Raw genomic sequence first — 12,542 nt, forward strand, 5'->3', positions numbered from 1 at the left:
CGCATTACCCGGAACCTCACCCCGGTGCAGGCCGGTACCGGCCTCATGACGGTGAGCCGACAGACAGTGAGCGAACCCCGGCCGGTTCTGCCGGCCGTGGAACGGACCGTCACCGTCCGCTACTCGGGCGGCGAACAGCGCCACGGCCCCGTCACCATGGGGCAGGCCAATATGATCCGCTGCATCCTGCGGGACGACCCGACGCACATCAATATCCACGCCGTGTGGCCGGTACCCCCGAAGACCGGGCCCGAACCGGTGATCGAGGCACTGCGCGCCCTGGTGGTACGTCACGAAGGACTGCGGACCACCTTCCCCGGGACCCCGGGCGGGCCGCCCCGCGAACAGCGGGTCTCGGCCTCGGGAGCGTTCACGGTCACCGTCCTCGACCACGAACACCTGCCCGGGGACGCCACCGTGTACGCCGAAACGGTGGCGCGCGACGCCCGTTCCGGCCGGTTCCGGCTCGACCGGGACTTCCCGCTGCGGATCACGCTCATCGCCCGCCGTGGGGAGCCCCACTTCGTGGCGCTGGCGGCCAGTCATGCCGTCACCGACGGCAGTGCGCTCGCCGTTCTGCGGGAGGAGTGGCTCGCCCTGCTCGCCGGGGACTCCCTGCCGCCCCCGGCCACGCTCACCCCGCTCGACCTCGCCGAAGAGGAGGCGACCCCGGCCGGACTGCGCAGGTCGGAGGCGTCCCTGCGGTACTGGGAGGAGATCATCCGCACCGCTCCGCAGGCGATGTTCGCCGAGCCGGGCGCCGCGGGCACCGAGGTCCGGACGCCGCAGCTCACCCTCCGCTCGCGGCGCGGGGCCGCGGCGCTGGCCCGGGTGGCGCAGCGTACCGGCGCCATTCCGTCCACCGTACTGCTGACCGCCTGGTGCGTCCTGATCGCCCATCGCACCGGCCACGACGCCTGTGTGGTCGCGGTACCGACGGCCAACCGGTTCCGGCCGCTGCTGGCCCGCTCGGTGAACACGCTGTCGCAGGATTCACTGCTCCGTCTCGACGTCCGGCAGCCGTCCTTCGACACGCTGCTGCGCCGGGCGTGGGGGGCCGCGCTCAACGCGTACCGGCACAGCAGGTTCGACTCGCTGGCCCTGTGGGACATGATCGGGCGGGTCACTTTCGAACGCGGCAGCAACTTCGCGCGTGACGTCGTCTTCAACGATGTCTCCGCGCTCCCCGCGGCACCGGCCGCACCGGCCGGGTCCGCCGGGTCCGCCGGTCCCGAGCTGGAGCTGACCCGGGGTCCGGACCAGCTGCTGCCGACCCGGGCCCTGACCTTCGTGTACGAGACGGACCCCCTGCTCCGCATGGCGGTATGGGCCGACCCCTCGCTGTTCCCCGGTGCCGAGGCGGAGACCTTCCTCACCGGTCTCGTGCGCCTTCTGGAGGCGGCCGCGGCGGACGATGTGCCGCTCGCCGACCTCACCGCGCTCACTGCGGTCACGGGCGTCCGGCCGGTGGAGCGGGGCGGCGGATGGCTGCGGGTGGACAACTGCTGGGTCTCGCCGCCCGCCGTGGCCGAATCCCTGAGCCGGGTCCTCGGCGGCGTACCCGTGCAGGTCACCGTGGAGGATCCGGATCCGGACACCCCGGACGGCTCCGGGGAGGTCCTGACGGCCTGGATCACCGCGGGCGCCGTCCCGCCGACACCGGAACAGGCCCATGCGGCGCTGATGGAGACCCTTCCCGGGCGCCCCGGGCTGCTGGCTCCCCACCGCTATGTGATCGTCGACGGCCCGCCGCCGCGGGCCGGGGGCGGCGGTGCACGGCTCGGGCGGCGGATTCTCTCGGAAGGGGACGGCCGGAACCGGCCGATAGCGAATGACCATTGACGACGTACCTCTCCAGGAGAAGCGGCAGCCGCTGCCCAGTCCGTGGAGATCGGTGAACTTCCGGCTCTTCTTCACCGCCCGCAGTGCCTCGCTGCTGGCCGACGGCATGCTCATGGTCTCGCTGACCACCGCCGTCCTCGGGGCGGGGTACGGGGCGGGCGGAGTGGGTTACGCGCTGGCCGCGTGGATGGCGCCGATCGCGCTGCTGGTGCTGTTCGGCGGAGTACTCGCCGACCGGTTCACGCCACAGGTGATGATGATCGGCGCCGATGCGGTGCGGATGCTCGCCATGCTCGTCCTCGCGGGGCTGCTGGTCGCGGGCGATGTACGGCTCTGGCAGATCATGATGCTGATGGCCGTCAGCGGTGCCGCGACCGCCATGTTCCAGCCCGGTCTGGCGAGTATGGTGCCGCAGGTCGCCGAGGACATCCAGCGCGCCAACGCGCTGCTGCGGATCTCGGAGGCGATGAGCGCGCTGATCGGCCCGGGGCTCGCCGGCCTGGTGGTGGCCTACTGGGATGTGGCGGGCTCCTATCTGGTCATTGCCGCGGCCTACGCGCTGAGCGCGGTCGGGCTGCTGCCGCTGCGCGGACTGCGGACCGTACGGGAAGAGGGCGACGACCCGCTGCTGAAGCGGTTGCGCACCGGATGGTACGAGTTCAGCTCCCGCCCCTGGCTGTGGGGAACCATCGCCATCTGGGCGGTCTACGGTCTGTTCGTGTTCGGTCCGGCGATTCCGCTGGGCGCGGCGCTGATCACCGAGCAGCACGGGTCAGCGGGCTACGGCTGGATCGCCTCGGCCGACGGTGCGGGCACGATCGTCGGCGGGCTGCTCGGTATGCGGGTACGGCCCCGTCGGCCGCTGGTCGCGGGGGCCTGCGCGATGTTCTGTTTCGCCCTCAATCCGCTGGCGCCCGCGCTCGGCTGGAACTTCACGGCGACCGCGCTCACCGGTGTGCTGGCCGGCTGCGGTTTCGCCTTCTGGGGGGTGATGTGGGCGACCAGTGTCCAGTCCCATGTTCCGCTGGCGGTGCTGAGCCGGGTCTACGCCTATGACGTCGCCGGTTCCATCATGGTCATTCCGCTGGGCAGGGCGCTGTCCGGTCCGGCGGCCGACGCTTTCGGGGCGGATCGTGTGCTGCTCTTCTCCTCCGTGATGGGTGTGGTGTGCATGGCGGCCATGCTCTGTGTGCCCGCCGTCCGCGGGCTGGGCCGGGAGCCGGAAGCGGCGTCGGCGGAAGGGGGCGGTCCGGGCCGCTGACGGCGGTGAGCGGGCGGGGGGCTGTGGTCGAACCACCGTCCGGAGGGGGCCGGTTGACCTGCCGGGCAACGCTTCCTATCGTTGATCGAACTCTTCAATGGCCGACGATAAGGGGGAAAGCGATGACATTACAGTCGGATACGGAGACGCGGAGTTTCCAGGCCGAGGCGGCCCAGATTCTGGACCTCATGGCCCATTCTCTGTACAGCAACAAGGAGATTTTCCTCCGTGAGCTGATCTCGAATGCCTCCGACGCGATCGACCGGCTCCGTTTCGAGCGGTACGCCGATCCCGCGCCGGCCGACGGCGCATCGGACGATGCGCCGCGGATCCGGATCTCGTTCGACAAGGACGCGGGTACGGTCACGATCGCCGACAACGGCATCGGGATGAGCCGGCAGGAGGTGATCGACAACATCGGCACCATCGCCCGCTCGGGCACCGCCGATTTCCTCCGTTCGCTCACCGGGGACCAGCGCCGTGACGCCGAGCTGATCGGCCAGTTCGGTGTCGGTTTCTACTCGGCCTTCGTCGTCGCCGACCGGGTGGTGCTGACCACGCGCCGGGCGGGGCTGCCCGCGTCCGAGGGGGTGCGCTGGTCGTCCGACGGCAAGGGGGAGTACGCGCTGGAGTCGGTGGAGCGCGCCGAGCACGGCACCACGATCGTGCTGGAGCTGCGGGAGACCGAGGACGAGCTGCTGAGCGAGTACCGGCTGCGGTCGATCGTCCAGCGGTACTCGGACCACATCACACAGCCGATCGTGCTGTCGGACGACGACACGGCCGTCAACCAGGCTTCGGCGCTCTGGACCCGTCCCAGGAGCGAACTCGGCGAGCAGGACTACCACTCGTACTACCGGAGTCTCACGCACGACTACGCCGATCCGCTCGCCCATGTGCATACGAAGGTGGAGGGGCGCTACGAGTACACCCTTCTGCTGTACATCCCGTCCCGGGCGCCGCACGATCTGTGGCTGCCGCAGACGCGCGGGGGGCTCCGGCTGCATGTGCGGCGGGTCTTCATCCTGGAGGACACCGGCCAACTGCTTCCGGACTATCTGCGGTTCGTGCGCGGGGTCGTCGACTCCGCCGATCTGCCGCTGAACGTCTCCCGGGAGATCCTCCAGAGCAGTCATGCCGTCGATCACATCAGGTCCAGCGCGGTCAAGCGGGTGCTGAAGCTCCTCGCCGGGCTGGCGGCCGACGAGCCCGGGAAGTACGCCGAGTTCTGGAAGGAGTTCGGCAGTGTCCTGAAGCAGGGCGTCGCCGACGACCCCGCCCACCGTGAGGACCTCACGGAGCTGCTGCGGTTCACCTCCACACGTTCGGGCACCCAGGACGCCGACGTCTCCCTCGCGGAGTACGTCGACCGGATGAAGGACGGCCAGGACAAGATCTACTACCTGCTGGCGCCGGGGCAGTCCTCGGCCGCGGCGAGCCCGCATCTGGAGGCGTACCGGGCCAAGGACATCGAGGTGCTGCTGCTGAGCGAGGCCGTGGACGGTTTCGTCGTCTCCGGCCCGCTCCACGAGTACCGGGGCAAGCGGCTCCAGTCCGTCGCCCAGGGCCCGCCGGACTTCGGCAGCCTGGAGGACGAGGCCGAGAAGGAGGCCGCCGACCGGGCGGACTCCGACTATGCGGACCTGCTCGGCCTGCTCAAGGCGCAGCTGGCGGGCAAGGCGTACGACGTACGTGTCACCAGCCGGCTGACCACCTCCCCTGCCTGCATCGTCGCCGACGGGGTGGAGACCGATTTCACCACCGCGCAGCGGCTGCGGGGTTCGGGGCTGCCGAACCAGCCGATTCTGGAGATCAACCCCGGACACCCGCTGGTACGGCGGCTCAACGAGGACCGGGACGATCCCCGGCTGGCCGATTGGGCGCACGTCCTGTTCGACCAGTCCGTGCTGACGGCCGGCGCCCGGATCGAGGAGCCGACCGCGTTCGTCACCCGGCTCAACGAGCTGCTGCTCTCCCTCACCGGGGACGGCTCACCGGACGCCTCGGACTGACCCGGCCCCGCTCCCCCGGGCGGACGCCGGCCGGCGTCCGCCCGGGTCCGTACCCGTCCACCTGCTTCGGCGTGTCGCATATCACACGACGGGGTGTCACATTCCGGCGGTCCCGACCGTCGTGTGCGTGACGCCCCCGTCGAGCGCACAGAATCAGGAGACGCCGAATGACGCAGGACGTTCGTCCGGGCCCCGCGACCGAGGTCTTCGTCGCCCATCGCAAGCTGCTCTTCACCGTCGCGTACGAGATCCTCGGATCGGCGGCGGACGCGGAGGACGCCCTCCAGGAGACCTGGCTGCGCTGGTCGGACGTCGACCTCGCCACCGTCCGCGACCAGCGCGCCTATCTGGTCCGTATCACGGCCCGTCAGGCTCTGGGCAGACTGCGGACGCTGCGCCGCCGCCGGGAGTCGTACACCGGCCCCTGGCTGCCCGAGCCGCTGCTCACCGCGCCCGATGTGGCCGAGGACGCCGCGCTGGCGGAGAGCGTCTCGATGGCGATGCTGCTGGTGCTGGAGATGCTCACGCCCACCGAGCGGGCCGTGTTCGTCCTGCGCGAGGTGTTCGATGTGCCGTACGGGGAGATCGCCGAGGCCGTCGGGAAGTCCCCGGCGGCGGCCCGCCAGATCGCCCACCGGGCCAGGGCCCGGGTCGCCGCCCGCCGCCCGCGCGCCACGGTCTCCGCCGCCGAGACCCGGGCCGCGCTCGCGGCCTTCCAGCACGCCGTGGAGACAGGTGAACTCCAGGGCCTGCTCGACCTGCTGGCACCGGACGTCGTCGCCCTCAGCGACGGCGGCGGACTCGTATCGGCCGCGCCGCAGCCCGTGGCGGGCGCCGACCGGGTGGGCCGGCTGCTGGCCGGCGGTTTCGCGGCCTTCGTCAAGGGCCTGACCCTCGAAGCCGTCTGGGTCAACGGCGGGCCTGCCCTGCTCGCGCGGCGGTGCGGAGTGGTGGACATGGTTCTGGCGGTCCGGATGGACGAGGGCCGGGTCAGCGAACTGTACGCGGTACGCAACCCGGAGAAACTGACGCGGCTGGCACGGGAGACGGCCGTCGGCCGCTGATCCGCCGCCCCCTCGGATCCCGCCCCGGCAGCGGGCGGCTCCACCGGTCCGGGGCACGGAATACCCTGGGGTGCATGAGCGAACGGGCGATGCAGGAACTGGCGCTGCTGGTGCTGACGGCCCTGGCGGACGAACCCCGGCACGGGTATGCGATCGCCCGGGAGATCAAAGGCATCACCGACGGGCGGGTGGTACCGCGGACCGGCGCGCTCTACGGGGCGCTGGACCGGCTGGTCACCGACGGTCTGATCGAAGTACGGCAGGAGGAGATCGTCGACGGCCGGGCGCGCCGCGTCTTCGGGCTCACCACGGACGGCCGGGAGCGGCTGGCGCTGGAGACCGAGCGGCTGGCCGTCGCCGTACGGGAGGCCCGGCGGCGGTTGGGTCTGGGCGGAGCGCCCGCCACCGCCTGACCGGTCACCGGCGCCGGTGGCGGCGGTTGTCCGCACCGGAATCCGCTTCTCCCCCATGAGCAGGGAGGGGCCCCGCCCACATTCGACATAGTCACTTCAACGGAATACTCTCGATGGCGTACCGTCCTTCGGTGCGTCCGGGCAGCCGTGGCCGACGCAGGTCCGCGCCCCTCCGTGCCCGCCGGACGCACCGGGTCCGTCCGAGCGAAGGGGTACCCCTCGGTGCCGTTCACCCTGTCCCATCCGGCCGCCGTCCTCCCGCTGATGCGGCGCCCGTTCGTGCCCCCGGCCCTGGTCGCGGGCGCGATGGCGCCCGATATCGCCTACTTCATCCAGAGCCTGCCCTTCCGGCCGACCACCAGCGTCTGGTACGAGCCGTACTTCAACGCGACGGCGACGCACTCCCTCACCGACGCCCCGACCGTGGCCCTGCCGCTGGCCCTCGCCCTGGTCGCGGTCTACTACCTGCTGCGCGCACCGGTCGCCGCACTGCTTCCGGCCCGCTGCGCACCCGCGCCTCCCGAGCGCCCGCCGTCCGGCGCCGGGGAACGGCTGCGCACCGGAGCGTGGCTCGTCCTGTCGGCGCTGATCGGTATCGCCACCCATGTGGCGTGGGACTCCTTCACCCACTTCGACGGCTATGCCGTCAGCCGGGTGGACCTCCTCCGTGACCCGGTGCCGGGCGGGCTGACGGTGGCCCGGGTGCTCCAGCATCTGAGTACGGCGGCCGGTCTGGTGGCGGTGGGCGTCCATCTCGTCCGCCGCAGGCGCCGCACCGGCACCGAGGGCCCCGCTGTCCGTAGGCGGCCGTCGCCGGCCGTCCGCCGGGGGGCGGCCGCCGCCCTCGCGCTGGCGGCCGGGGCGGGTGCCGTCGCACAGACCGGGAGCCCCGGTTCGTACTTCCGGGAAGAGGTGGCCGACTACAGCCGTCCCGTCGTCACCGACAACGGGACCGGCATCAGCTACCCGACCCGGACGGCGGAGGTGCCATGGCCGGAGGCCACCGAGAAGATCCTCACGCACGCGGCGAAGGGCGCGGGCACCGGACTCGGCGGCGGACTGCTGCTGTACGGGGCGGCCTGGCACCTCCGCCTCCTGCCCCGCCGCGAATCCGTCCACGGACGGGCGGCGGACGCCCCGGGGCCGGCCGGGCACCGGCCCCGGGCGCAGACGCAGAGGACACGGAACGGGGCTCAGTCGGGGATGTAGTCCCGCAGCCGCCCGGCCCGCAGCCCCGCGCTGTCGGCCGCCGCCATCACCCGCGCCAGATCGGCGGCGAGGGACGGCGTGAAGTGGAGGAGCACGATGTCACCGGCCTTCAGCGCGGGCGGCGCCGGCGGGGTGCTCCAGGTCGTCTGGTCATGGGTCCAGGTGACCACGGCCTTGGAGCCGCAGGCCCGCGCTGCGGTGCGGGTCCGCTCGTCGAAGGTGCCGTACGGGGGACGGGTCAGCCGGGGCTCCTGACCGAAGGCGGCCAGGTGACGGCTGCGCGCTCCGCACAGTTCGGCCCGCTGTCCGGCCTCGTCGAGGCCGGTGAGGTCGGGGTGGGTCAGGCTGTGGTTCTCGATCCGGGACGGGCCGTTGTCGACGAGATTGCGGAAGTAGCCGGTGTCGTACGAGGTGGCGTCGGGCAGCAGGAACAGGGAGGCGGGGATCCGGCGGTCCAGGAGGATCCGGGCGGCGGCGGGATCGTGGTACCAGCCGTCGTCGATGGTCACGAAGAAGACCGGGTCCCGGGTCTCCACCCGGTCGACGACCGGCGCGGGCGGCGGCCATGGGGCCGGGGCCGCTTGGGCCGGGGTGCTCAGCCCCACGGCGGCCAGCAGGGAGACGAACACGGCGGTCAGTGCACGGGATCTCGGCATGGCACCGCAGAATGTCCCGGCTCCGCACCGCTGTCAATGGTCTGGACCAGAAAGCCGGGCGGGCGGGTGGTACGGCTCCGGGACCGGCGCCGGTCAGCCGCGGCGGCGGGGGCGGCCTCCGGTGCCGCCGCGCGGGGACTTCGCGGTGGGCCTGCCCGGTCGGCGTGCCTGGCCGCCGCCCGCGGACTTGCCGCTCCCGCCGGTCCTGGCGCCCCTGCCGCCCTTGTCGTTCGCGGCGGGCTTCCCGGCCGCCTTCTTCTCTTCGGGGGCCGGGCGGCGGCCCCGGCTGCTGTTGACCGTGCGCCCGCGGACGATCCCGATCAGATCCTCGACCAGATCGGTGGTGGCGTCCTCGCGCCAGCAGAGGGCGACGGAGGACTGCGGGGCGTCCACGACGGGCCGGTACGTCAGGTCCCGGCGGTGGTGCAGCCGGGCCAGCGACTGCGGGACCACCAGCAGGCCCACGCCCGCCGCCACCAGTTCGACGGCGTCCGCCGTCGTCTCCGGCCGTTCGAGCGCGGGGCGGCCGGGCCGGGTCTCCCAGTCGAGCGCGTCGTCGAGCGGATGCAGCACGATGTCCTCGGCCAGCTCGCCGGCGGACACCTCGTCCACCGACGCGACCAGGTGATCCTTCGGGACGACGACCACCGTGGTCTCGGTGTAGAGCGGGATGGCGCTGAAGACGGTGCGGTCTACCGGCAGCCGGACCAGACCCGCGTCCGCTCCCCCGTCGCGCAGCAGGGCGGCCGCCTGCGCCGTCGGCACCTGGACGAGTTCCAGCGGAACGTCCGGCAGCCGCTCCTGCCAGATCCGCACCCATTTGGCGGGCGTCGCCCCCGGAACACAGGCGAGCCGGAACGCGGGGGGAGCAGAGGATGCAGAAGGCGTCTCCGAGGCTGTCACATGGCCAGATTACCGTGCGTGGTCAGGACCCCGGGCCGCACTCGATATCCTGGGCCCCATGACGTCGCACCAGAGCGCCCAGACCATGAAGCCCGCCACAGCGGCGAAGAAGCTGGGTGTGTACCTCGAAGCCACCCCCGCCGAGTTCCGGGAGGGGGTCGTTTCCCGCGACCAGCTGAACGCGCTCCAGGCCGACCCGCCCGCCTGGCTGCGGGACCTGCGCCGGGACGGTCCGCATCCGCGGCCGGTCGTCGCCGCCCGGCTCGGGATCTCCATCTCCGGGCTCGCCCGCGGTGGCATCACCGACCCGCTCACGACCGAGGAGATCGACGCGCTGAAGCAGGAGTCCCCGGAGTGGCTGGTGCGCGAGCGCGCCACCCAGGCCGAGGTCCGCAAGGAGGCGGTTCGTCTGAAGGACCGCCGCAAGGAGCAGGAGGGCGGGGACGGCCCGTCCCGCTCCTGACGCCGCCGGGTTCCCCTCGCGTCAGCGGGCATCCACGCCGGGACCGCCCGGCCGGGGTGCCCGCTGTCGTACCGCCCCGGTTTTCCGGAGCGGAACGGGCCGGTCCGGTACGTCACTGGTCGGCGGCGGGCGCCGCGTCGAGGAGCCGCGGAATGCTGTGCCGGGCGAAGAGGGTGGCCACCAGATCGCGGCGGCTGCGCACTCCGGTCTTGTCGAAGACCGAGGTCAGATGTGCCTGCACGGTGTACGGGGAGAGCCGGGTCAGCCGGCCGATGTCCGCCGTGGCATGGCCCTGGAGCACCAGGGCCGTGATCTCGGCCTCCCGGGCGGTGAGCCCGTGGGCCGCCGTGATCAGCGCGATGTGCTCTCCGGGACCGGCCGCTTCGACGGCGACCGCGACCCGGGCGGGGCCCTGACCCTCCAGACGCCAGGCATGCAGCCGGACCCGGCCCCGGGTCCGGGTATGCGCCCAGGAGGCGAGGGACCCGGATGAGCGGGGCGCGCGTACCGCCGCCGCGACTCCGTACAGCGCGGGTGGCAGACCGCCCTCCGTCCACCGCCCCACGGGGCCCCGCCCTCCGGCGCGTCCGGCCGGGGAAGGGGGCTCGCCGGGTGCGGGCAGCTCGTCCAGCCAGAGCCCGGCGGTGGGGCTGAGCTGGACCGGTTCGTACGCGTCGTCGAGGAGGACGAGCGCCGGGGCCGGGACGCCGCCGTCCGGGCCGTCCGCGCCGTCTCCGGCACCGGCGCGCCGGGCCAGATGGAGTCTGCGCAGGCTCTCCCCGAGCGGCCGGGCGATCGCCCGTGCCACGGCGGCCGCTTCGGGGCCGTACGGCGGGGTGTCCCGGCCGGTGCCGAGGATCAGGGCGCCCCAGACGCCGTACCGGTCGCTGAGCAGGATCCGTACCTCGTCCGTGAGGCCCAGGGGCCGGATGATGTCGCGGTAGCGGGGACTGCGGTCCCGGACCCCGCCGACGGCCTCTCCGAGTACGCCCACCGGCACGGCGCCCCGGGCCAGTTGGGGCAGCCCGTTGACATCGCCTTCGCGGTACTCGATGTCCAGCATGCGCGGGAGATAGCGGAGCGGGACGGCCTGCCGGTAGTGGCCGCCGGTGTTCATCAGAGTGACCGGGTCGACGGTGATCCCGGCCCAGACGTCGGACCTGAGCACGGGGTGGACGGCCCGCATCACCCCGTCGAAGAACTCGTCCACACCGTTCGCCGCGGCGGCCGCGCGCACCGCGGCATCCCGGATCCGGCCGACACGTCCCGCTCCCCCGTAGCGCGTCATGACCGCAGCGTAGAACGGGCGTGCGCCGGGAGCCGAACCGTTCGACCGCGCGTCGCCGGTCGGGTTGCGCGGAAGCGTCCTCGCCGCACAGCGGTACAGCGGTACAGCGGACTGTTGCCGGAGGGACCGCTCGCGGTCCCGTGGCCGGTGGTCGAACACCCGGCCGCGCAGTTCGGCACCGGGGACCCGTCGGTGGTCGAGCGGTACGGCGCCGGGTGCGGGCCTGCTGCGCCCGTCATCCGCAGGGGGCTGCCTCGGCCCATGCAGTTGCCTTACTGACTTCGGCTCGTCAGGGTGAATTTTCGCGAAGTTTCTGATGGGTCTGAAGCGGCAGCTGTAGGCCTTGGCCTGTGAGATATGCGGATGGGGGCGGACTGACCGCCACAGGACGTGAGCGCCGAGAGTCGGTGCGGATGCTTGCGGGCGAGCTGTTCGAGCAGAGAGTCAAGCCGCCGGAGGTCGCGCGACGACTGCGGGTGAGCCCGAAGTCAGCTTACCAGTGGCACCAGTTGTGGCGCGATGGCGGTGTGCAGGCTCTGGCTTCCCGCGGCCCGAGTGGATCTCGGTGCCGCCTGTCGCCGCGCTGCTTGGAGAAACTTGCCGCGCACCTGGATCAAGGCCCGGCCGAACACGGCTGGGTGGAGGACCAGGTGTGGACCGCAGCGCGGGTGGCCACGTTGATCGGTAGGAAGTTCCACGTCTCCTACAGCGTCTCGGGTGCCACGAGGCTGATGCACCGGCTCGGCTTCAGCCCTCAAGTTCCCGCGCGGCGAGCCGCCGAGCGCGACGCCCAGGCCGTCACCGTATGGAAGGAGGCGACCTGGACGGAGGTAAAAGCACCCGGGCGGCCTGGGGGGGGCTACATCTGCTTCGAGGACGAGGCAGGATTCACCCGCCGTCCGCCCAGAGGACGCACCTGGGGCCGGCGCGGCCACACGCCGGTCGTGACAGTCAGCGGCCGGCGCTCGGGACGCATGTCCGTGGCCGGGATGATCGCCATGCGACCCGGCTCCCGCACCCGGCTGTGCCATCGCGTGATCGCCCACCCCGCAGGCAGAGGCAAGCGCCGCAGCATGGGCGAGCGAGACTTCATCGCCCTGATCGACAGCGTCCACCAGCTGGTCAAGGCGCCGATCGTGCTGGTCTGGGACCGCCTGAACACCCACGTTTCCCGCGCCATGCGCGAGTTGATCGCCCAGCGTGCTTGGCTGACGGTATGCCTATTTGCCGCCTATTCGCCCGCCCTCAACCCCGTGGAGTGGGTCTGGGCACATGTCAAGCGCAGTCTCGCCAATCTCGCGTCATGGCCCTCGACCGACTCGAAGCCGTCGTACGCAATCGGCTCAAACGCCTGCAGTACCGGCCCGACACCCTCGACGGTTTCATAGCTGGCACCGGCCTGACCCTCGACACCCCAACGTCACCCTGACG

Annotated in this window: 10 protein-coding genes and 1 pseudogene; 8 read left to right on the forward strand and 3 right to left on the reverse strand. The window is 72.2% G+C overall.

Going from position 1 to position 12,542, the window contains the following annotated elements; translation table 11 throughout:
- Window positions 1–45 precede the first annotated feature (45 nt).
- From ACIQ9E_RS23590 to ACIQ9E_RS23615, 6 genes are all read left to right on the forward strand, one after another.
- Entirely contained in the window at window positions 46–1,842 is a 1,797-nt protein-coding gene (locus ACIQ9E_RS23590) for a condensation domain-containing protein (RefSeq protein WP_403710028.1), read from the forward strand.
- A complete protein-coding gene (locus ACIQ9E_RS23595) occupies window positions 1,832–3,103 on the forward strand; it encodes an MFS transporter (RefSeq protein WP_403710030.1) in 1,272 nt (423 codons plus the stop codon). Before ACIQ9E_RS23590 ends, ACIQ9E_RS23595 begins: the two co-directional genes overlap by 11 nt.
- A 122-nt stretch (window positions 3,104–3,225) precedes the next feature.
- Entirely contained in the window at window positions 3,226–5,115 is a 1,890-nt protein-coding gene (htpG, locus tag ACIQ9E_RS23600; RefSeq protein WP_403710032.1) for a molecular chaperone HtpG, read from the forward strand.
- A gap of 167 nt (window positions 5,116–5,282) precedes the next feature.
- Window positions 5,283–6,179 (forward strand): RNA polymerase sigma-70 factor, encoded by an 897-nt coding sequence (locus ACIQ9E_RS23605; protein ID WP_403710034.1) that lies wholly within the window; start codon window positions 5,283–5,285, stop codon window positions 6,177–6,179.
- Between the two features lie 74 nt (window positions 6,180–6,253).
- Window positions 6,254–6,592 (forward strand): PadR family transcriptional regulator, encoded by a 339-nt coding sequence (locus tag ACIQ9E_RS23610; RefSeq protein WP_403710036.1) that lies wholly within the window; start codon window positions 6,254–6,256, stop codon window positions 6,590–6,592.
- A gap of 222 nt (window positions 6,593–6,814) precedes the next feature.
- On the forward strand, window positions 6,815–7,801 hold the full coding sequence (locus ACIQ9E_RS23615) for a DUF4184 family protein (protein WP_403710038.1): 987 nt from the start codon (window positions 6,815–6,817) through the stop codon (window positions 7,799–7,801).
- Here the strand turns inward: ACIQ9E_RS23615 and ACIQ9E_RS23620 are convergent.
- Together ACIQ9E_RS23620 and ACIQ9E_RS23625 are read right to left on the reverse strand one after the other, a co-directional pair.
- Window positions 7,786–8,457, reverse strand: coding sequence for a polysaccharide deacetylase family protein (locus tag ACIQ9E_RS23620; RefSeq protein ID WP_403710040.1), 672 nt, complete (start codon window positions 8,455–8,457; stop codon window positions 7,786–7,788). The genes ACIQ9E_RS23615 and ACIQ9E_RS23620 overlap by 16 nt on opposite strands.
- Before the next feature lie 93 nt (window positions 8,458–8,550).
- Entirely contained in the window at window positions 8,551–9,360 is an 810-nt protein-coding gene (locus ACIQ9E_RS23625) for a LysR family substrate-binding domain-containing protein (RefSeq protein ID WP_403710042.1), read from the reverse strand.
- Between the two features lie 58 nt (window positions 9,361–9,418).
- On the opposite strand from ACIQ9E_RS23625, the gene ACIQ9E_RS23630 reads away from it, so the two are divergent.
- Window positions 9,419–9,823 (forward strand): DUF5997 family protein, encoded by a 405-nt coding sequence (locus tag ACIQ9E_RS23630; protein WP_403710044.1) that lies wholly within the window; start codon window positions 9,419–9,421, stop codon window positions 9,821–9,823.
- 112 nt (window positions 9,824–9,935) lie between these two features.
- Here ACIQ9E_RS23630 and ACIQ9E_RS23635 read toward each other — a convergent pair whose 3' ends face one another.
- On the reverse strand, window positions 9,936–11,111 hold the full coding sequence (locus tag ACIQ9E_RS23635; protein ID WP_403710046.1) for a LuxR C-terminal-related transcriptional regulator: 1,176 nt from the start codon (window positions 11,109–11,111) through the stop codon (window positions 9,936–9,938).
- A gap of 413 nt (window positions 11,112–11,524) precedes the next feature.
- Here ACIQ9E_RS23635 and ACIQ9E_RS23640 point away from each other — a divergent pair.
- Window positions 11,525–12,540, forward strand: a pseudogene (locus ACIQ9E_RS23640) (IS630 family transposase).
- The last annotated feature ends 2 nt before the right edge of the window (window positions 12,541–12,542 follow it).

It is taken from the genome of Streptomyces sp. NPDC094448 (genome assembly GCF_044763775.1).
Classification (GTDB): domain Bacteria; phylum Actinomycetota; class Actinomycetes; order Streptomycetales; family Streptomycetaceae; genus Streptomyces.

Coding starts and splice junctions, on each gene's coding strand:
- ACIQ9E_RS23590 (WP_403710028.1), top strand. CDS start 46: ATGACGGTGAGCCGACAGACAGTGAGCGAACCCCGGCCGGTTCTGCCG.
- ACIQ9E_RS23605 (WP_403710034.1), top strand. CDS start 5,283: ATGACGCAGGACGTTCGTCCGGGCCCCGCGACCGAGGTCTTCGTCGCC.
- ACIQ9E_RS23630 (WP_403710044.1), top strand. CDS start 9,419: ATGACGTCGCACCAGAGCGCCCAGACCATGAAGCCCGCCACAGCGGCG.
- ACIQ9E_RS23635 (WP_403710046.1), bottom strand. CDS start 11,111: ATGACGCGCTACGGGGGAGCGGGACGTGTCGGCCGGATCCGGGATGCC.
- ACIQ9E_RS23610 (WP_403710036.1), top strand. CDS start 6,254: ATGAGCGAACGGGCGATGCAGGAACTGGCGCTGCTGGTGCTGACGGCC.
- htpG (WP_403710032.1), top strand. CDS start 3,226: ATGACATTACAGTCGGATACGGAGACGCGGAGTTTCCAGGCCGAGGCG.
- ACIQ9E_RS23595 (WP_403710030.1), top strand. CDS start 1,832: ATGACCATTGACGACGTACCTCTCCAGGAGAAGCGGCAGCCGCTGCCC.
- ACIQ9E_RS23620 (WP_403710040.1), bottom strand. CDS start 8,457: ATGCCGAGATCCCGTGCACTGACCGCCGTGTTCGTCTCCCTGCTGGCC.